The 21,271-nt window shown below is 65.5% G+C and carries 9 protein-coding genes; all 9 read left to right on the forward strand.

What is annotated here, in order from left to right:
* Position 1 precedes the first annotated feature (1 nt).
* From ACP146_RS17815 to ACP146_RS17855, 9 genes are read left to right on the forward strand one after another with little or no spacing between them, the layout of a single operon-like run.
* Positions 2-9,091 carry an amino acid adenylation domain-containing protein gene (locus ACP146_RS17815; RefSeq protein WP_422368096.1) on the forward strand — a complete coding sequence of 3,030 codons (9,090 nt, stop codon included), beginning with the start codon at positions 2-4 and terminating at the stop codon, positions 9,089-9,091.
* On the forward strand, positions 9,091-14,475 hold the full coding sequence (locus ACP146_RS17820; protein ID WP_422368097.1) for an amino acid adenylation domain-containing protein: 5,385 nt from the start codon (positions 9,091-9,093) through the stop codon (positions 14,473-14,475). The genes ACP146_RS17815 and ACP146_RS17820 overlap by 1 nt, the downstream gene beginning before the upstream one ends.
* Entirely contained in the window at positions 14,475-15,065 is a 591-nt protein-coding gene (locus tag ACP146_RS17825; RefSeq protein WP_422368098.1) for a GNAT family N-acetyltransferase, read from the forward strand. Before ACP146_RS17820 ends, ACP146_RS17825 begins: the two co-directional genes overlap by 1 nt.
* A complete protein-coding gene (locus ACP146_RS17830; RefSeq protein ID WP_422368099.1) occupies positions 15,062-16,357 on the forward strand; it encodes a lysine N(6)-hydroxylase/L-ornithine N(5)-oxygenase family protein in 1,296 nt (431 codons plus the stop codon). The genes ACP146_RS17825 and ACP146_RS17830 overlap by 4 nt, the downstream gene beginning before the upstream one ends.
* Positions 16,357-17,025 (forward strand): siderophore-iron reductase FhuF, encoded by a 669-nt coding sequence (fhuF, locus tag ACP146_RS17835; RefSeq protein ID WP_422368100.1) that lies wholly within the window; start codon positions 16,357-16,359, stop codon positions 17,023-17,025. Before ACP146_RS17830 ends, fhuF begins: the two co-directional genes overlap by 1 nt.
* Positions 17,026-17,033: 8 nt before the next feature.
* Positions 17,034-17,801, forward strand: a complete 768-nt coding sequence (locus ACP146_RS17840) for an ABC transporter ATP-binding protein (protein WP_422368101.1) — start codon at positions 17,034-17,036, stop codon at positions 17,799-17,801.
* Positions 17,798-18,640 (forward strand): iron-siderophore ABC transporter substrate-binding protein, encoded by an 843-nt coding sequence (locus tag ACP146_RS17845; RefSeq protein WP_422368102.1) that lies wholly within the window; start codon positions 17,798-17,800, stop codon positions 18,638-18,640. Before ACP146_RS17840 ends, ACP146_RS17845 begins: the two co-directional genes overlap by 4 nt.
* Positions 18,637-20,562, forward strand: a complete 1,926-nt coding sequence (gene fhuB / locus ACP146_RS17850) for a Fe(3+)-hydroxamate ABC transporter permease FhuB (RefSeq protein ID WP_422368103.1) — start codon at positions 18,637-18,639, stop codon at positions 20,560-20,562. Before ACP146_RS17845 ends, fhuB begins: the two co-directional genes overlap by 4 nt.
* A 4-nt stretch (positions 20,563-20,566) precedes the next feature.
* Positions 20,567-21,271: a 4'-phosphopantetheinyl transferase family protein gene (locus ACP146_RS17855; RefSeq protein ID WP_422368104.1), complete on the forward strand. Its 705-nt coding sequence runs from the start codon at positions 20,567-20,569 to the stop codon at positions 21,269-21,271.

Genomic DNA, 21,271 nt, shown 5'->3' on the forward strand with positions numbered 1-21,271 from the left:
CTTGGCTGAGGAAACCTGGCACCCGCTCTCGCCGTTTCAACGGCACCTTTGGCGCTTCGCTCAGTTGGAGCCGGAGAGTCGTGCCTACAATCTCGGTCTCTTCGTCCACATGGACGGGACGCTGGACCATGACCGGTTAGCGTCCGCTCTAAACGGTCTGATGGCGCGCCACGAAATGCTGCGCCTCCGCATCCGCGACGGGCGGCAACAGATCATGCCCGCAACCGGACGGCCTCTAGACGAAGAGGATGTGGCGGAGACGGCAGACCCCAAAGGCGAAGCCATGAGCCAGGGGCATGCCTTTCTGCTGCAACCCTATGATCTGGAGGCCGGCGATGTCTTCCGCTATCGCCTCTACCGGGTTTCTGCCCAGCGCCATACCCTCGCCGTCGGCATCCATCACATCGTTTCCGATGCCTGGTCGATCCGGCTGCTCCTCACCGATCTCATGGCGCTCTACAATGGCAAAGCGCTGCGGCCGGTGCGACTGCGCTACACCGACTATGCGCAACAGCACATAGAATGGGAGGACAGTGACGAAGCGGCGGCGCAGAAGAGTTTCTGGCGGGAGAATCTGGCCGGGCATCATCCGGTCCTGAGCCTGCCCGTGTTGCAGCCGCCCGGCGCCGTTCATCCCACCGTTCACCACCCGCTTTCCATCGACGCCTCTTTGGCGACCGGCGTCGACAGCCTTGCGGAGCGCGTGAACGCGACACGCTTCAACGTCTTGTTGGCGGCGCTTCAGGTTCTGCTCAGCCGCCTCTCCGGACAACAGTCGGTGCGGGTCGGCACTCTGGCCTCCGACCGCGGCAACGCCTCGGCCCGCACCGTCGGTTTTTTCGTCAATACCCTGCCCCTTACCGGCTCTCCGCATCCGTCACTCTCCGTCGAAGACTGGATCCGCCAGGTCGGCGACGACCTGAACCAGGCCCGCGACCACGGCCGCCTGCCGCTCGACAACCTGGAAAAGGACGGCAGCGCGACGCCGTTCCACTTCGCTTTCAACTATCATGGCCGCCGCCGGGGCGAGCGGGCAGCGGTGTCCATGGGCGATCTCGATGTTGATTTCCAGGAGATGCTGCTCGCGGAGACACCCTTTGCCCTGACGCTGGATGCGGCGCCGGACCTCGACAAGGGGGTGACGCTGCGGTTCATAGCCGCCGAAGGTATCTTCGACCAAGCCTTCATGCAGCAGGTCACCGACGGCTACCTCGGTATCCTCGCCCAGTTCGTTGCAAACCCGACTCTGCCCTTAGGCTCTCTCTGCCTTGTGTCGCCGCCGGATGCGGTACTGCTGCGGTCCTGGGCCGAGCGCCCGGCGGACTACGATACCGGGGCAGACTTCGTGGATCTGGTCAGTGCCCAGGCCGCCGCCCGCCCCGAGGCCCCGGCCCTGGTCCACGGCGATGACCGCGTCAGCTATGGCGCACTCGAACACCGTTCCGATGCCATCGCCCGCTGGCTGCTCGATCAGGGCGCCGGCCCGGAGACCATCGTCGGTGTCTCCCTCGAACGCGGTACCGCCATGATCGCCGCCTTCCTCGGCATCCTCAAAGCCGGCGCCGCCTTCCTGCCCCTCGATCCGGACTATCCCCCAGAGCGCCTGCGCCACATGCTCGACGACAGCGCCGCCCCCCTGCTGCTCACCTCCAGTGACCTCGTCGAACGCCTGGGTATTCCCGGGACAACGCGTGCCGTCGCCCTCGACCGGTTGACGTTGGACGAACCGCCCTGGGATACGCCCCTGCCGGCCCCCCACCCCGACCAACTCGCCTACATCATCTACACCTCCGGCTCCACCGGACGCCCCAAGGGCGTCGCCGTCACAAGGCGTGGTCTCGCCATGCACGTCCAGACCATCGGGCAGCGCTACGCCATGACACCCGAGGACGTCGAGCTGCTCTTCGCCTCCATCAGCTTCGACGGCGCCGTCGAGCGCTGGACCGTGCCGCTCGCCTTCGGCAGCCGCCTCGTCATCCGCGACCAGGCATTGTGGAGCGCCGAGCAGACCTGCGATGCCCTGATCGCCGAGGGCGTCACCATCGCCTGCTTCCCGCCCAGCTATGTCGGCCCCCTGCTCGACTGGATCGAACACAGCAAACCCGAACTGCCCCTGCGTTCCTGGACCCTGGGCGGCGAGGCCTTCACCCGCGAGACCTATCACCGCCTACAGCAGGTCGTCGCCCCGCCGCGCATCATCAACGGCTACGGCCCCACCGAGACCGTGGTCACACCGCTGATCTGGGAAGCCTATCCCGACACCCCCCTCGACAGCGCCTATGCCCCCATCGGCACCCCGGTGGGCGAACGCCGGGCCTATGTCCTCGACCAGACCCTCAACCCGGTGCCGCCGGGTTTGGTGGGCGAACTCTACATCGCCGGCGAGGCCGGGCTGGCACGCGGCTACCAGGGCCGCCCGGATCTCACCGCCGAGCGTTTCCTGCCCGATCCCTTCGGCCCGCCGGGCGAGCGCATGTACCGCACCGGCGATCTGGTGCGCTGGCGCGAGGACGGGGTCCAGGGCGGGGTGATGGAGTATCTCGGCCGGGCCGACCAGCAGATAAAGGTCCGCGGGTTCCGCATCGAGCCGGGGGAGATCGAGGCCCGGCTCATGGCCCTGCCGGAGCTGCGCGAGGCGGTGGTGGTTGCCCAGGCCCGCGGCGGCGATGCCGCCAACACCCTGCTGGTCGCCTATGTCGTGCCCGCAGACGACACCGCCATAGACCCCCGGGCGATCCAGGCCCGCCTCGGCGCCGTGCTGCCGGCCTATATGGTGCCGAGCCTCTTTGTCTCCCTCGAAGCCCTGCCGCTGACCCCGGCGGGCAAGGTCGACCGCCAGGCCCTGCCCGCCCCGGACCGCCAGCAAACGACGCAGGAACCGCCGGAGGGGGCGGCGGAGCAGGCCATCGCCACCATCTGGCAGCGCTTCCTGAAGGTCGAGCGCATCGGGCGGCAGGACAGCTTCTTCGAACTGGGCGGCGATTCCATCATCGCCCTGCAGGTCGTCGGCCAGGCACGGCGGGAGGGCTGGGCGCTGAAGCCCAATCATCTCTTCCAGCATCAGACCCTGGCCGCCGTCGCCGCTGCCGCCAAGCCCCAGGACAAACCCGCCCAGCCCCGGGGCCCCGCCACCGGAAACGCAAAACTCACACCAATTCAGGCGCGCTTCCTGAAACAGAACGGTGCCGCGCTTTGCAATCAGTACCTGCTGCTCGAACTCACCGAACCGCTGAAGCCGGTCCCTCTGCAGGCGGCTCTCGTTGCGCTGCACGATCACCACGACGCCCTGCGCCTGCGCTTCGAGCGCCATGAAGGATCTTGGCGGCAGCATTTCCTCGATACCGGCAAGCCGGTCGGCAACCTGCTCTGGCAGCGCGAGGCCCGGGACGAAGCGGAAGCAGAAGACCTCTGCACCCAGGCCCAGCAAAGCCTCGACATCGAAGCCGGCGTCCTCATGCGGGCGCTGCTTCTCACCAGGAAGGGACAGCCCGACCGCCTGCTGCTGACCATTCACCATCTGGCCGTCGACGGGGTTTCCTGGCGCATCCTGATGGAGGATCTCCGCCTCGCTTACAGCCAGGCCGAGGCCGGTCACGCCATCACCCTGCCCGCCAGGACCGGCAGCCTGAAAGACTGGACCGAAACCCTGTCCCGTTGGCCCGGCGCCCAGGCGCAGCGGGACTTCTGGCAACAGCAGGAAACGGAGGCCACCGCGCTCTGGAACGGGCCTCCGACAAGAACGTCCCAAAACCATAGCCTGATCCTCCCGGCCGACATCGCCCGGCGCGCGGAAGAGGCCGCAAAGGCCAGTCTTCGGGGAAACCTGGACGACCTCCTTTATACCGCCTTGGCCCTGACGCTGGCCCGCCACTACGGACGGCCGACCGTTCGGCTTCACCGCGAAAGCCATGGGCGGAGCGCCGATCTCGCGGCAATGGATCTCAGCCGCACGGTCGGCTGGTTCACCAGCCTCTACCCGCTTTCCTTAAACATTCCGGTGGAACGCGTCGCCGCGATCAAGTCGATCAAAGAACAGATCAAAACCGTCGATCATCTCGGCTTGGGCTACGGCGCCTTGGTCCAGAGCGGGAGCCTGGAGGCCACCGCGCAGCCCGAGGTTCTCTTCAACTATCTCGGTCGCCTGCTGGAAGTCGACGGCATGTCGTTGCGCGACTCCGGTCTCTGGCGTCCGGCACACATGCGGGCGGATGCACCGCTTGTCGTCGATGTCATCCAACAGCCGACGGGTGAAGTCACCCTGCAGGTGGTGTTCAGTCACACAGGCATTCCCCTCTCTGAACAGCATGCACTTCTGGCGGTCTTCGAAGAGGAGATACAGGCCGTTATCCGTTGTTGCGAAGACTCCGCGCCGTGGCTGACGCCTTCCGACGTGCCTCTGGCCGCCATCGACCAGGCAAAGCTCGACAGCCTCAGCGACGAGGGTATCGAGGACGTGCTGCCCCTCACGCCTTTGCAACAGGGCCTGTTGTTCCACACCCGACTGAGCCAGGACAGCGATACCTATGTCAATCAACTGACGCTGCCGTTGAAGAACTTGGACCCCAAGAGGTTCGAAGTGGTCTGGCAGGAGCTGATGCAACGCCATCCGGTGCTGCGCAGCGCCCCGCTCGACCACGAGGGTCTGCAGGGGACCTGGCGTTCACTGCAACTACCCTGGCAGTTTCATACCCTTGAGTCCAAACCCGACGTCGAGGCGATCTGCGCGGCAAGGCGGAATTTCGACCTGCAGCACCCCCCGCTCTGGCACATCGACCTCATCCAGACTGCCGACGACACCTGTGTTTTCGTCCTGACCCTGCACCATCTGATGATGGACGGCTGGAGCACCACCGTGCTGCTGGATGAGGCGATGCGGCTCTATCGCGGCGAGACTCTCTCGCCGGCGCCGCCGCCGTTCTCTGCCTTCCTCGACTGGATGCAGAAACAGAATCGCGACGCCGCCCGGACATTCTGGCACGACTACCTCGACGGCTTCGGCGCGACCCTGCTGGCCGCCGGCCAGAAGCACGATGAAAAGGACTTCCGCCGCCATACCCTGGCCCTGCCCGGCAACCTGCAGGAAAAGGCGCAGCGCCTGCAGGTAACCCAGAGCACGCTGATGCAGGGCGCCTGGGCCCTGGCCCTGGCGCGGCACAGTGGCAACCGCCGTGTCGTCTTCGGCAATACCGTTGCCGGACGCCCGCCCGACCTGACGGGCAGCGAAGAGATGATCGGGTTGTTCATCAACACGCTGCCGGTCGCGGTCGAAGTCCCGGCGACCAACGAGCCCTGGCTGCCGGCGCTGCAGCAAAGCGGCGCCGAAGCGCGCGAGTACGGACACCTTCCGCTGTCAGAAATTCAGAGCCTCGCCGGTCATGCCGCCGACGGCCTGTTCGACAGCTTGATGGTGTTCGAGAACTATCCGGGCCTCGACGACCTGCCGAGCGAGATGCCGGGCATCTACGAGTTCACCCATTATCCGCTGACCCTGGCCGTCCTGCCGGGCGCCGCGCCCCGGGTCGTGTTCGCCTACAACGCCGCCCTGCTGACGCAGGAGACCATCGAAGCCTTGGCCGAAGGTTTCGAGACGGCCTTGAACAGCCTGACGGAGGGCGGCTCAGCCCTATCGGCAGAGCTGCACGACCTTCCCGCCGAAGCCCTGTCGGACAGACGGCGAGGCCGGCCGGCCTATGAAGCACCGCAAGGCCAAGCCGAAGAAACGCTGGCAACAATCTGGCGCGACGTCCTGGAGGCCGATCAGGTCGGACGTCAGGACAACTTCTTCGATCTCGGCGGCCACTCGCTTCTGGCGCTGCGCATCGTCGGCCTTGCGCGAAGCCGGCACGGCCTGCAACTGCCGCTGCAGGCCCTGTTCGATCACCCCCGACTCGCGGACTGCGCGGCGCAGATCCAGGCCACCGCAGACAAAGACCCGGCCCTTGTATCCGTTCGGCGCGACGGTAACCTTCCGGCTTCTCCGGCCCAGCGCCGCTTGTGGTTCATCCAGCAACTGGCACCCGGGGACGGGGCTTATCACATACCGCTGGGACTCGATCTCGAAGGGGATCTGAACACCGACGCCCTGGTCGAGGCGCTGAACCGGGTGGTCGCGCGCCATGAGATCTTGCGCACCCGCTTCGTTGCACCGGACGGTGCACTTCGGCAGCATATTCTCGCCCATGCCCCGGTCGCCATCGAGCTGCACGACCTGCGCAGCCATCCCAACCCGCTGAAGACCGAAATCGCGCTTTTCAAAGACTGGCTTGAGCGGCCCTTCGATCTTGCGCTCGACCCGCTTCTGCGCCTCGGCGTGGTGCAGCATGGAGAGAAGCACTTCAGGCTGTTGCTGGTGCAGCACCACATCATCACCGATGGGCGATCGATCCGTTTGTTCCTCCACGAGTTGATCGAAACCTATGGCGCCCTGCTCAACGGCACTGCGACAGCAGCAGAGAAGTCCGAACTTCAATATGCGGACTACGCCGCCTGGTATCGCGGCTGGTTGGAAAGCCCGGCAGCCGGCCGGCAGCTCGACTACTGGCGCGAAACCCTGGCGCCGGATGCGGAGCCCATCGAGCTGCCGACCGACTTCCCGCGCGACGGCAGGCCGTCGGCCGGAGCACGCCTGCCCTTCCGGCTGACACCGGCACTGGCACAATCCCTCCAGGCCCTGGCGAAGGGCCAGTCGACCACGCTGTTTGCGCCACTGCTGGCGGTCTGGATGCTGCTTTTGCATCGCTACAGCGGACAGGAGACCATCACGGTCGGCGTCCCCGTTTCCGGAAGGAGCCGACCGGAAACCGAAGACATGCTCGGCTGCTTCATCAACGTGGTGACCCTGCAGGCCCGCATCGACTTGGCGCAGGGTTTCAGCGACCTCATGAAGGCCGTGGCCGGCAATGCCCTGGACGCACAGCGTCATCAGGGCGTCCCCTTTGAGACCGTGGTTCAAGGACTGGGCGCCGGGCGCAACCACGACCGCCATCCGCTTTTCCAGGTGGTCTTCAACCATCAGCAGGACATGGCCGCGCCCTTCGCCGGTTGGCCGGGCGCCGAGGTCACCGCTTTTGATCCCGGTAGCGCCGGGGCGCAGTTCGACCTCGCCCTGGATACCGAAGCCCACCCCGATGGCAGCATCAGCGGCTACATCAGCTACAACAGCAACCTTTTCAGGGGCGAGACCGCCGAACGCCTGCTGAACCACTACCTGCGCCTCCTAGAGGCGGCCTCAACCGAGCCCAAGCGGGCGCTCGGCGGTATCCATCTGCTCAGCGCGGCGGAAGACCGAGAGCTGCAGATCTGGAATGAAACCGCCAAGGACTGGGGCGATTGCCTGCCGGTACCCGTCCGCCAGAGCCGCCAGGCAGCGCGAACGCCGGATGCCATCGCCGTGAGCTACGGGAGCGAATGCCTGACCTATGGCGAGCTTGAGCGCCGGGTGAACCAGCTTGCCCATCGGCTGCGCCGGGCCGGGGTAGGGCCGGAGGTCAGGGTCGCCGTCAGCCTCAAGCGCTCGGTCGAGCTTGTGCTCGCGATTCTGGCCGTCGTGCGGGCCGGTGGCAGCTATGTGCCCCTCGATCCCGGCTACCCCGCGGAACGGATGCAGGCCATCCTGGAAGAGGCATCTCCAATCCTGGCCTTCAGCGAAACCGAGCTGGACGGCATCCCCTGCTGGCAGGTGAACGATCCCGCCAACGCCGCAGAACCGGTCACACCGCCCCAAGTGTCGTGGCACCCCGATCAGGCGATCTATGCCATCTACACCTCGGGATCGACCGGGCGGCCGAAGGGGGTGATCAACACCCATGCGGCATTGGAAAACCGCCTGCTGTGGATGCAGCAGGCCTATCCGCTGAAAGCCGGTGACTGCGTTCTTCAGAAAACCCCATTCAGCTTCGACGTGTCGGTCTGGGAATTCTTCTGGCCGTTCATGACCGGCGCCCGCCTGGCCATCGCCCCACCGGATGCACACGGCGACCCGCAAGCCCTGCGGGCCGTGATCGACGCCGAACGTGTCAGCACCCTGCACTTTGTGCCCTCGATGCTGCAGGCGGCCTTGCCGGAGCTCACGGGCTGCACCTCTATCGAACGCATCATCTGCAGCGGCGAAGCGCTGAGCCCGGAACTGAAGCAGGAGACACTCGCCACCCTGCCCCGCGCCGAACTCCACAACCTCTATGGGCCCACCGAAGCGGCGATCGATGTCAGCTATTGGCATTGCAGGGAGGATGAACGCAGTACGGTGCCGATCGGGCGTCCCATTGCCAACATCCGCCTGCAGATCCTCGACAGCGCGCTCAACCCGGTGCCCGTCGGGGTTCCCGGAGAGCTTTATCTCTCCGGAGTCGGGCTGGCGCGAGGCTACCTCGGCCGCCCGGACCTGACGGCGGAACGTTTCCTGCCCGACCCCTTCGGCCCGCCCGGCAGCCGCATGTACCGCACCGGCGATCTGGTGCGGCGGGAAGCGGAAGGCGTCATCGATTATCTCGGGCGTCTCGACCAGCAGGTGAAGATCCGCGGCTTGCGGGTCGAACTTGGCGAGGTGGAAACCTGGCTGCGGCGGCAGGAAGACATCGCAGATGCGGCGGTCATCGCCCATGGCGATCTCCTGGCGGCCTACGTGGTGCCCAAGTCCGACCTGAATGACGGTTGGCAGGGTGAATTGAAAACGGCTCTGACTGCACAGTTACCTGATTACATGGTGCCGACCCTGTTTACGGCGCTGGACGCCTTCCCGCTGTCGTCGAACGGCAAACTCAATCGCAAGGCCCTGCCGCGTCCGGAAGGCCGCCGTCAGAGCTATCGGGCACCCCAGACAGCGATACAGAAGGATCTCGCCACGGTCTGGCAGGAGGTCCTCGATTGCACGGAGGTCGGACTGGACGACAACTTCTTCGATCTCGGCGGCTACTCTCTCGCGGCTATCCGGGCCATCGCCCTGGTGCGGGCGCGACTCGACCGCGATGTTCCCCTGCGGACCTTCATCGAGAGCCAGACTCTCGAAGCGCTTGCCGCGCAGCTGGAAGCCGGCGACCGGGCCGAAGACGACCTCGAGGCCATGGCCGCGCTGTTGGATGAGGTCGGCAGCTGATGAGCATCGACAAGGAAAAGCTGGCACGCCGCTTCTTTGCCCTGGAAGGCGAGGAGCGCCGGCATTTTCTGTCGGTGCTGCGGCAAAAGGGAATCCGCTTTGACCGCCTGCCGATGGTGGGCGGCATCCACGGCGAAAGGGTGCCGCTGGCCCCCATGCAGCGGCGCCTCTGGCTGCTTCATCGCACCGACCCTGAGAACACGGCTTACCATCTGATCGGGGCTTTCGATCTCACCGGCCCCTTGAAACAAGCCTCGCTGGTCGCGGCGCTGAAAGCCGTGCAGCAGCGTCACGCAGCGCTGCGCACACGCTTCGTCGAAGAGGATGGCAATGCCTGGCAGGTGATCGGCGACGAGCCGGAGCCGGACCTCACCTACTACGACATGTCCGACGAAGGCACCGAGGCCGTGCAGCGCCTTGCCGAAGCGGAAGCCCTGGCGCCCTTCGATCTGGAACAGGAGGCGCCCTTCCGGGTTTTGCTGATGCGGTTGGGCGAAGAGCGCTGGCGCCTGCAGATTGTACTGCATCATATCATCGCCGATGCCTGGTCGATCGGCATCTTCCTGAATGAATTGGGGCAGGCCTGGCGGGCCGCCGAAGGCGACGACGCGCCCTTGGCCCCACTGCCAGTCCACTACGCCGATTATGCAATCTGGCAGCAGGCCTGTCTGGAGGCCGGCGAGGAAGAGCGGCAACTGGCCTATTGGCGACAGCGTTTGAATGCCGAGCAGCCGCCCCTGCTCGTACCCCACGACAAGCCGGCGCGGGCCGGGGCACCCAGACAGGCCGCAACCCTGCGCATGGCGCTGCCGCCGCTGCAGGAGCTGGCGCGCGCCAGCAAGGCAACGCCTTTCACCATCATGCTCTCCGCCTGGATGTGGACCCTGGCGGTCTACAGCAGCCGCGATGATCTGCAGATCGGTGTTCCGGTCGCTGACCGGGGACGCCCGGAGACGGCAGCACAGATCGGATTTTTCATTAACACTGTGGTGCTGCGCGGAGAGATCGACCCGGCACAATCGGTCTCCGACTGGATCGCAGCGATGCAGGCGCGGGTTCTGGAAGCCCAGGAACACCAGAACCTACCCTTCGACCTCTTGGTGGAAGCCATCGCGCCGCGCCGCGCCGCCGGCGAGAACCCTTTGTTTCAAGTGCTCTTCAACTATCGGCACAACGGCGAATTTTCCGAAACCTTGACGCCGGCGCTTTCGATAAGGCCGCTTGACCAGGGGCAGCCCCACGCCCTCTTCGACCTGGCGCTGGATGTCGATGAAGGGCAGGACGGCGGGCTGACCGCGACCCTGACCTATGCCGCCGACCGTTTCGCCGAGGACACCGGCGCGCGCCTGGCAAAAATGCTGGAGCGGGCGGTCAAGGTTTTCATTGAAAGTCCAACCGTCGCTCTGGGCTCTCTCTGCCTTGTGTCGCCGCCGGATGCGGTACTGCTGCGGTCCTGGGCCGAGCGCCCGGCGGACTACGATGCCGGGGCAGACTTCGTGGATCTGGTCAGTGCCCAGGCCGCCGCCCGCCCCGAGGCCCCGGCCCTGGTCCACGGCGATGACCGCGTCAGCTATGGCGCACTCGAACACCGTTCCGATGCCATCGCCCGCTGGCTGCTCGATCAGGGCGCCGGCCCGGAGACCATCGTCGGTGTCTCCCTCGAACGCGGTACCGCCATGATCGCCGCCTTCCTCGGCATCCTCAAAGCCGGCGCCGCCTTCCTGCCCCTCGATCCGGACTATCCCCCAGAGCGCCTGCGCCACATGCTCGACGACAGCGCCGCCCCCCTGCTGCTCACCTCCAGTGACCTCGTCGAACGCCTGGGTATTCCCGGGACAACCCGTGCCGTCGCCCTCGACCGGTTGACGTTGGACGAACCGCCCTGGGATACGCCCCTGCCGGCACCCCACCCCGATCAGCTCGCCTACATCATCTACACCTCCGGCTCCACCGGACGCCCCAAGGGCGTCGCCGTCACAAGGCGTGGTCTCGCCATGCACGTCCAGACCATCGGGCAGCGCTACGCCATGACACCCGAGGACGTCGAGCTGCTCTTCGCCTCCATCAGCTTCGACGGCGCCGTCGAGCGCTGGACCGTGCCGCTCGCCTTCGGCAGCCGCCTCGTCATCCGCGACCAGGCGCTGTGGAGTGCCGAGCAGACCTGCGATGCCCTGATAGCAGAGGGCGTCACCATCGCCTGCTTCCCGCCCAGCTATGTCGGCCCCCTGCTCGACTGGATCGAACACAGCAAACCCGATCTGCCCCTGCGTTCCTGGACCCTGGGCGGCGAGGCCTTCACCCGCGAGACCTATCACCGCCTGCAGCAGGTCGTCGCCCCGCCGCGCATCATCAACGGTTACGGCCCCACCGAGACCGTGGTCACACCGCTGATCTGGGAAGCCTATCCCGACACCCCCCTCGACAGCGCCTATGCCCCCATCGGCACCCCGGTGGGCGAACGCCGGGCCTATGTCCTCGACCAGACCCTCAACCCGGTGCCGCCGGGTTTGGTGGGCGAACTCTACATCGCCGGCGAGGCCGGGCTGGCACGCGGCTACCAGGGCCGCCCGGATCTCACCGCCGAGCGTTTCCTGCCCGATCCCTTCGGCCCGCCGGGCGAGCGCATGTACCGCACCGGCGATCTGGTGCGCTGGCGCGAGGACGGGGTCCAGGGCGGGGTGATGGAGTATCTCGGCCGGGCCGACCAGCAGATAAAGGTCCGCGGGTTCCGCATCGAGCCGGGGGAGATCGAGGCCCGGCTCATGGCCCTGCCGGAGCTGCGCGAGGCGGTGGTGGTTGCCCAGGCCCGCGGCGGCGATGCCGCCAACACCCTGCTGGTCGCCTATGTCGTGCCCACAGACGACACCGCCATAGACACCCGGGCGATCCAGGCCTGCCTCGGCGCCGTGCTGCCGGCCTATATGGTGCCGAGCCTCTTTGTCTCCCTCGAAGCCCTGCCGCTGACCCCGGCGGGCAAGGTCGACCGCCAGGCCCTGCCCGCCCCGGACCGCCAGCAGGCAGTCCAGGAGCCGCCGGAGGGCGCGGCGGAGCAGGCCATCGCCACCATCTGGCAGCGCTTCCTGAAGGTCGAGCGCATCGGGCGGCAGGACAGCTTCTTCGAACTGGGCGGCGATTCCATCATCGCCCTGCAGGTCGTCGGCCAGGCACGGCGGGAGGGCTGGGCGCTGAAGCCCAATCATCTCTTCCAGCATCAGACCCTGGCCGCCGTCGCCGCTGCCGCCAAACCCCAGGACAAGCCCGCCCAGCCCCGGGGCCCCGCCACCGGAAACGCAAAACTCACACCAATTCAGGCGCATTTCTTCAGCTTGAACCCGCCGGAACCCTCCCACTGGAATCAACATCTCTGGCTGGAAGCACGCAGGCCAATGAACAAAGACGCCCTGGCTGCCGCATTAGCAGCCCTGCGCGACCACCATGACGCTCTGCGTCTGCGCTTCGCCTGCCGCGATGGGGTTTGGAGTCAACGCTACTGCAATGCCGGCGATCTGCCCGACGACCTGCTCTGGCAGCGCGAAGCCCGGGACGAAGCGGAAGCAGAAGACCTCTGCACCCAGGCCCAGCAAAGCCTCGACATCGAAGCCGGTGTCCTCATGCGGGCGCTGCTTCTCACCAGAAAGGGACAGCCCGACCGCCTGCTGCTGACCATTCACCATCTGGCCGTCGACGGGGTTTCCTGGCGCATCCTGATGGAGGATCTCCGCCTCGCTTACAGCCAGGCCGAAGCCGGCCACGCCATTACCCTGCCCGCCAGGACCGGCAGCCTGAAAGACTGGACCGAAACCCTGTCCCGCTGGCCCGGCGCCCGGGCGCAGCAGGACTTCTGGCAACAACAGGATGCCGGCTCGGTGGAGTGTCCGGCCCGGATCGGCAATTGCAACCGGCATCTCGTCACCCTGGACACGGCAGAGACAAAGGCGCTGCTGAGAAAAGGCCGGGATGTGACGGCCACTTTGGCCGCAGCCTTGGTACAGGGGAGCGGCAAGTCGCTTGCCGTGAACCTGGAGGGACACGGCAGACGCCCCGATGTCGTCGCCCCCGAGCTCGACCTCAGCCGCAGCGTCGGCTGGTTTACCAGTCTCTACCCTCTCCTGCTCGACTGGCATCCGGACTCGAAGGCCTGCATTGCGGCGGCGCGCGAAACCCTGGACGCCGCGGAGCGCGACGGCACCCTCGGCTATGGCGTCCTGCGGTTTCTCCATGAAGAAGGCTCGGCACTCCCCAGCCTGGCGCCGATAACCTTCAACTATCTCGGGCAGTACCAGCTCGATGATGGCGAAGACTGGATGACTCCGGTCCCTGGCGGTGGTGTCGCCCAGAGCCCTGAGAACTTCATGGCCGCCCCGCTGACCGTCAATGCCCAGGTCGTCGGCGGAACCCTGAGCATGGAGTGGCTATTCAGCCTCGACCATCACAGCGCCGAACAGATCGAAGACTTGGCAAAGCGCTATCGCGCCGCGCTGCTTGCGCTTCTTGAGCAACCCCGAAAATCCAAGGCGCCGTCGGCCAATCCCGAGATCCTGGTTCCCCTGATGAACAAACGAAGGGAACGGGCGCCGGTGTTCTGCATCCATCCCGTTACCGGACGCGTCAACGGCTATCACGCTCTCGCCCGCCGCCTGGAAGACCAGCGTTCTATCTATGGCCTGCAATCCCTCAGTTGCGTCGAGCCCGGATACTTTGACGACAGCTTCTCCGAAATGGCGGACCGCTACACACAAGCTATTCGCAACACCCAGGCCGAAGGCCCCTATGAACTGCTTGGGTGGTCTCTGGGCGGCTCCCTGGCGCTTGAAATCGCACAGCGACTGGAACAGTCGGGCCAGGAAGTCGCCTTCCTGGGGCTCCTGGACGCCTATGTTCCCGGGTTCGGCGTTGCCGAAGACCTCTGGCCGTCGCCGGAGACCCGGCAGAAACTCGCGTCTCATTTGAAGATGCTGTTGCCGCAGCTCAGCGACCGCGCGGTTCGCGACTGCCTGGACCGGCTTGCGAAGAGGCCGCCGCGGGACTGGCCGACGGCCGCGGCACAGTGGCTCGATACACAACAGATCGATTCCTACGAGGCAGCCGATGTCTCCGAGCTGCTGTTCGCCTTTGCTCTGGAACAGCATCACCGCAAGCTCTGCGACGGCTACGTCCTGCCGAAAGTGAAAACTCCGGCCCATGCCTGGTGGGCGGCCGAGCCGCCGCGGCCAGGCGCGACCCCTTGGGACAGCCTCGCCAAGAATCTCACCTTCGCCACCAGCCGGATCGTCGCCACCGACCATCTCGGCATCGTGCGCCACCCGGCCTGTCTTGACGATCTGGCCGATATTCTGTCCCCGACCGGCTCGATGCCGGGCATTCCGGAGCAGGCTGAAGTCTGATGCAAAACCCCTCACCGACCACGACAGCGCAAGACCTCTACAGCCGTTTCGATGCGGAACTGCAGTCGACGATCTCCTTCCGCCATCTCGATCCGGACTCCGATCTGGAGCGGTTCAATCGCTGGCAAAACAGCGACCGAGTCGCCCAGTTCTGGGATGAACGCGGCACCCTGGATGAACATCGAGATTACCTGATGAAGCTGATCCGGGCCCCTCAGGTGGAACCGCTGATCGGCTGCCTGGACGGCGATCCCTTTCTCTATCTCGAGGTCTATTGGGCAGAGCAGGATCGGCTGGCGGCATACTACACCGCCGCACCGGCTGATCGTGGCATTCACATGCTGGTCGGCGAGGAACGGCATCGCGGGCCGCGCAAGGTAAGGGCCTGGCTCTCAGCCCTCTGCCGTCATCTCTTCGAAGAATCGCCGGCGACCCAGCGCATCGTTTCGGAACCCCGTTACGACAATCTCAAGATGATCGATTACCTGGAAAAACAGGGTTTTGAGAAGATCAAGGAATTCGACTTTCCCCATAAACGCGCCGCTCTGATGTTGTTGACAAGAGACGCCTTTTTCAAAGGACAAGCATGATGAACATTCCGGTCTACGACATGATTGGTATCGGTTTCGGCCCGGCAAACCTGGCCATTGCCATTGCCATGGACGAACATCAGCCGGCGAACGGCGAGCAGTTGCAGAGCTGCTTCATCGAGAAACAATCCGGATTCGAATGGCACGGCGGCATGCTGCTGTCGAACACCCATCTGCAGGTCTCTTTCATGAAAGACCTGGTGACCCTGCGCAACCCAACCAGCCGCTACTCCTTCGTCAACTACCTGCATCAAAACAAGCGGCTCGAGTCCTTCATAAACCTGGGTTCGTTCTACCCCAGTCGTCTGGAATACAACGACTACATGCGCTGGGCGGCCGGCACCTTCCAGGACAGAGTGCATTATGGCGAAGAGGTAATTGCCATCGAACCGCTGGAGGCGAACGGCAAGGTCGATTGGCTGACAATTCGGTCCCACTCCGCCGATGGCGTGCTGAAGGAACGCCGAACCCGTTCCATTGTCGTGGGCATCGGCGGCAGGCCGAACATCCCGGACATCTTCAAGCCTTACCGCGATCATCCGAACCTGATCCACTCCTCGGAGTTCAAAACCCATGCCGACAGACTTGGCGGCGCTGAAGCCCGCCTCGCCGTGGTCGGGGCCGGGCAAAGCGCCGCGGAGATCTTCCGTGACCTGATGGACCGCCACCCCGCCGCCAAGGTCGACCTGATCAGCCGGGCCCGCGCCCTGCACCCGGCCGACGACAGCCCCTTCGTGAACGAGATCTTCAATCCCGAGTTCATCGACGAATTTTATCGTACACCGGAGTCGGAGCGGCGCTCGATGATCCGCTCATTCACTCAGACCAACTACTCGGTGATCGACCTCGGCCTGATCGAGGAAATCTATGCCCGGCTCTATGAGCAAAAGGTGACGGGCGAGTCGCGGCACCGTTTCCTGCCACGCCATCAGATTGCGGGGATCGAAACTGCGGATCAAAAGATCTCCATGGCACTGCTCGACATGAGCAGCGAGACAGAGAACTGGACGACCTACGACGGCGTCGTTCTCGCGACGGGCTTCCACCGCCAGGGACATCAGAGTCTCCTGAAGGACCTCACACCCTGGATGACCGCCGAAAAGGCTGACCGCAGCTACCGGGTCCCCATGGCGGCGAACTGCAGCGCGCGGGTTTTCCTCCAGGGCTGTTGCGAGGATACCCATGGCCTGGCCGATACCCTGCTGTCGGTGCTGGCGGTCCGCTCCGACGAGGTCGTCGCCTCCCTCTATGCCGACTCCCACAGCGAAACCCGCCTGCGGCACACCGGCTGATGGGCGTCGTTCCCGTCCTGCAGCCACTGCTGGAAACCCCCGTCGCCCCCTACATGGCGGGCATGCTGCTGGGAGATACGGAAGCGCTGGCGGCCCGCCCGGCAACTGATTTGCTCCAGCCTGAAGTTATGGAGGCCGCAATGCAGAAGTTCCGGCCCGAGGATTGGAAACAAGATCCGCGCGCCGTCTTCTCTCACTGGACCCAATTCTATTTTCTGCTGTTTCTTCCACCAGCGCTGGCCGCGAACCTGCTGTACCAGCAGGAACTGCCGCTCGCCCTGGAGGATGTTGCGATCACACTCGGTAACGACGGCCTGCCCCTTGCCTTCGTACTGAAAGACGAAGGTTCGAAACTGGACAGAAACGTTGAGGCAGACGAGCGCTTCCAGTTGCTGCGCGAGCGCCATCTCGCGCCTCTGATAACGACCTGGTCCCGGCAGGCCCGCCTGTCGGAGCGCGTGCTCTGGAGCAATGCCGGGCGTTATCTCGATTGGATCCTCCGCGAGTTTCAAGAGCATGTCCCGGCCGCGGAGGTATGGCGCCCGCTGCAGATCTGGCTCGAAGCGCCTTACGACCGTCTCGGCTGGCATCGCCGCATCTGCTGCCTGCGCGACCGCCTCGCCGGGGTGACCATCTGTCCCGACTGCCCGAAAGTTGCCCATGTTTAGAGTTGCCGATGTTTGACGTAGACAACGCCTGTTATGAAATCGAAGGTTTTCGCCTCTTGGCGCCGCTCTCCTTCAAGGTCGCGGAAGGAAGCGTCGTCGGTCTGATCGGCCCGAACGGATCCGGCAAGTCGACCTTGATGAAGCTTCTGGCCGGTCAACTGACGCCGACTGATGGGGACGTGCGCCTGGACGGCCGCCCGGTCACCGATTGGAGCCGCCGCGCCTTCGCCCGGCGCGTTGCCTATTTGGCCCAGGAACTACCGGCGACCGAGGATCTGACCGTTGCCGAACTGGTGCGTTTCGGCCGTTTTCCCTGGCGCGGGCTGCTCGGCCGCATGACGGCGGAGGACAACGAACAGATCCGTAAGGCCATGACCCTGACCCATACGCTGGACCTGGCGGAACGCGGGGTCGAAACCCTTTCCGGCGGCGAAAGACAGCGTGCCTGGCTGGCCATGCTTCTGGCTCAGGAGAGCCGCCATCTGTTGCTGGACGAACCGCTGGCGGCCCTGGATGTCGCCCATCAGATCGAGGTGATGGACCTCGTACGGCGCCTTGGCCGTGAATTGAACCTCGGCGTCGTCGTCATCCTGCATGACATCAACATCGCCAGCCGCTACTGCGATCACATCGTCGCCCTGCGCAGCGGCAAGCTGCAGGCCGAGGGCGCACCGGACAAGCTGGTGCAAACGGAGTCGCTGCAGGCGATCTACGGCGTCGAGATGCAGGTGATGGCCCACCCGACGCGCGATCATGCGATTGCCATCGTGAAATGAAGACCGTCATACAACTGGCTTTTGCAGGCCTGCTTTCGCTTGGGCTGAGCCTGCCGCTTGCAGCCGAGCCCCTGGAGTCACGCTTCGTGACGCCGGACTGGACCGTGGCGGAAACGCTTTTGGCACTCGGGGTACGGCCCCAAGGTGTGGGCGAACTGGCCGGCTATCAATCCTGGGTCGGCACACCGGCCATGCCGGAAACCGTGCAGGACATCGGGCTGCGCAGCCAGCCCAACCTGGAACTCCTGATCGAGATGCAGCCGGAAAAAATCCTGCTGACGCGGATGTTCCGTTCTCTGGAACGGCCAATGTCACGGATCGCACCAACGACACTGATCGACAACCAGGCCGGCGAGACGGCCTGGCAATCGATGGTCGCGCAGACAAAGGAAATCGGTCGCATCGCCAACCGCAGCGCAGCGGCCGACGCACTGATCCGCGCGACGGAACAGCACATCGACGCACTCGCTGGGCAGATCGACTATACGGGCGAGCCGTTGCTGGTCGTGCAGTTCATGGATGCGGTCCATGCCCGTGTCTTCGGCATCGACAGTCTTTACGGCAGCGTCCTTGAAAGACTGCGCATCGAAAACGCCTGGACCGGCCGGGCAAACTCCTGGGGTTTCGCCTTGACCAGCCTGCGCGAGCTGGCAGCGATCGAAGGCCGCCTGGTGATCGTGGCGCCAACGCCGCTGGGCACCGATGTCACCGCCAGCGGCCTGTGGCAGGCGTTGCCGTCGGTGCGGCGCGGAGATGTGCTGTGGCTGCCACCGGCCTGGTCTTTCGGCGCCCTGCCCTCGGCACGGCGTTTCGCCGACATCCTGGCTGAGGCGTTATGATCGTCCTTTCACCCCCCGCCCGGGTCTGTCTTCTGCTCGGCATTACACTGATCGTTCTGGCCGGCAGCGGCGGCGCCTTCACCGCACCGGACCTGACGGCGCTTTATCTCGGCTGGTGGCCGCGGCTTGTCATGGCGCTGCTGGCCGGGGGCGGGCTGGCCCTGGCCGGCGCCGTCATGCAACAGGCGCTGCGCAACCCCCTCGCCACCCCGACAACGCTGGGTGTGGTAAGCGGTACCCAGTTCTCGCTTCTTGTTGCAACCGTTGCTTTTCCCGGCCTGGTGATCGTCGGGCGCGAGTGGGTTGCCCTGGCCGGCGGCGCCATGGCGATGGGGGTGGTCGTGCTGCTGGCCTGGCGCAGCCGCCTGGCGCCGGTGGTGGTCATTCTCGCCGGCCTGATCGTCAATCTCTACCTGAGCGCTCTCAGCATCGTCATGCTGCTGCTGCATCAGGAAGAACTGCACGGCGTCCTGATCTGGGGCGCCGGTTCTCTGGCGCAGAGCGGCTGGGACGGCGTCGCGTTTCTCTGGCCGCGGCTGCTGCTGGCCGCACCCTTGGCGATTTTGCTCGCCCGCCCCCTGGACATCCTGTCCCTCGGCGATGCCCAGGCACGAAGCCTGGGTGTCTCCCTGCACTACATCAGACTGGCCGCGCTCGGGGTCGCGCTTTTCCTCGCCGCCTGCGTGACCAGCGTTGCCGGCGTGGTCGGCTTTGTCGGCCTGGCCGCCCCGACCGCCGCCCGGCTGCTCGGCGCCCGCGGATTTCTCGCCGTGGCTTCCTGGTCTGTGGCCATCGGCGCGCTCTTGCTGGCGGTCATCGACCTGCTGCTGCAGGCCGTGAGCGCCTCCTCTCCGCTGATCATCCCCACCGGCGCCATGACCGCGGTCCTGGGCGGCCCGCTTCTGCTCTGGCTGCTGTTTCGCCTGAAGCTGAGCGGCAAGCCACCGCTGCGGCAACGCCCGGTCCTGCCGTCGAGCCGCCATGGATCCCTGAAGTGGGGCCTGATGCTCTTGGGTCTCCTGGCTGCCATCGCCCTCTCCCTGGGTACGGGCCAGGCTTTGCAGGGTTGGCGATGGTTCGACCTCGCCCACGCCGCCGCCATGCTGGAATGGCGGCTGCCCCGCGCCCTGGCGGCGGGCAGTGCCGGCGCCATCCTGGCAATCGCCGGGGTCATCGTGCAGCGGCTGACCCGCAATCCCATGGCCAGCCCGGAGCTTCTGGGCGTCAGCGGCGGTGCCGCCCTCGGCCTGATCGGCGCGCTGTTCCTGCTGCGCGGCGCCACGGTACCCGCCCTGGTAATCGCCGGCTTTATCGGGGCGCTGGCCGGAATCGCGGTGGTGATTCTGTTGAACCGGCGCAGCGGGTTCATTCCTCAACGCCTGCTTCTGACCGGCGTCGCGGTGACCGCCATCGCCAGCGGCGTCCAGTCCATCCTCCTGGCCGGCGGCGACCCCCGCGGGCAACAGGCCATCGCCTGGATGTCGGGCTCCACCTACTACGTCGACATCACCGCCGCCGCGATCATCGCCGCGGTCGCGATTGTCTCTCTGCTGGTGGTACCGCTGTTCTCGCGCTGGCTGGACCTGCTGCCCCTCGGCGCCGCGGCCGCCACCGGCTTGGGGTTGAACACCAACCGCAGCCGCTTTGTGCTGTTGCTTGTGGTGGCGCTGCTGACCGCCTGTGCGACTTTGATCGTCGGCCCGCTCAGCTTCGTCGGGCTGCTGGCCCCGCATATGGCGCGCATGGCCGGCTTTACCAACGCGCGCAGCCACCTGCTGGGGGCCGCCGGCCTCGGCTGCCTGTTGATGGTGGCCGCCGACTGGGTCGGGCGCCAAGTCCTTTATCCGCAGGAGATTCCCGCCGGACTCGTCGCCTCCCTCGTGGGCGGCATCTACTTCTTCATCGGCATGCGCCGGCTGTAAAAGAATGACAACGATGGTCGAGGTCTGGCGGGTGCCGCTCGACAGAGCGCCAGACGAACACCTCAGACTTGAAAGTGTTCTGTCAGCAGACGAGCGCGAACGCGCAAACCGCTTCCGCAGCGAAGAACTCCGCCACCGCTACGGCGTTGCTCAAAGCGCGCTGCGGCACCTACTTGCCCGAAAACTAAACCGGGCGGCTGCCGATCTTTGCTTCGAGAGCGGTCCCGCCGGCAAGCCCGTGATCTCGCCCCGGCAGGGCACGACGACGACGCACTTCAATCTCTCCCATTCGGAGGACATGGCCCTGATCGCGATATCGGGCGACCGCCCTCTCGGCATCGACATCGAACGGTATCGCAAAGGCATCGATGTCGCGATGCTGACACAGCAGTACTTCGCACCCGGCGAAGCTCGGCAGATCCTGTCGCTCCCGGACGCCGAGCAGGCCCAGGCCTTCCTGACATGCTGGACCCGCAAGGAAGCCTATCTCAAAGCAACGGGCAGCGGCCTTTCGACCCCACTCGACAGTTTCGAGGTCTCAGCCCTGCCCGGCTCAGCGCCGCGGCTGCTTACCGTCGCCGGCGACGCACAGGCGGCGAACCGCTGGCGCTTCGTCGACCTGGGCGACGAGACCTACGCCGCCACCCTCGTTGTCGAAACCCTCGACATCAAAGTGACGAAGCACGACTTCCTTGCGTTCCCCAACTGA

The sequence above is a fragment of the Pelagibius sp. genome (assembly GCF_965249265.1).
Classification (GTDB): domain Bacteria; phylum Pseudomonadota; class Alphaproteobacteria; order Kiloniellales; family Kiloniellaceae; genus Pelagibius.

What these genes read in the sequence shown, in the direction of transcription:
- ACP146_RS17840 (WP_422368101.1), top strand. Translation starts at nt 17,034, where the DNA reads ATGTTTGACGTAGACAACGCCTGTTATGAAATCGAAGGTTTTCGCCTC.
- ACP146_RS17820 (WP_422368097.1), top strand. Translation starts at nt 9,091, where the DNA reads ATGAGCATCGACAAGGAAAAGCTGGCACGCCGCTTCTTTGCCCTGGAA.
- ACP146_RS17825 (WP_422368098.1), top strand. Translation starts at nt 14,475, where the DNA reads ATGCAAAACCCCTCACCGACCACGACAGCGCAAGACCTCTACAGCCGT.
- fhuB (WP_422368103.1), top strand. Translation starts at nt 18,637, where the DNA reads ATGATCGTCCTTTCACCCCCCGCCCGGGTCTGTCTTCTGCTCGGCATT.
- fhuF (WP_422368100.1), top strand. Translation starts at nt 16,357, where the DNA reads ATGGGCGTCGTTCCCGTCCTGCAGCCACTGCTGGAAACCCCCGTCGCC.
- ACP146_RS17845 (WP_422368102.1), top strand. Translation starts at nt 17,798, where the DNA reads ATGAAGACCGTCATACAACTGGCTTTTGCAGGCCTGCTTTCGCTTGGG.
- ACP146_RS17855 (WP_422368104.1), top strand. Translation starts at nt 20,567, where the DNA reads ATGACAACGATGGTCGAGGTCTGGCGGGTGCCGCTCGACAGAGCGCCA.
- ACP146_RS17830 (WP_422368099.1), top strand. Translation starts at nt 15,062, where the DNA reads ATGATGAACATTCCGGTCTACGACATGATTGGTATCGGTTTCGGCCCG.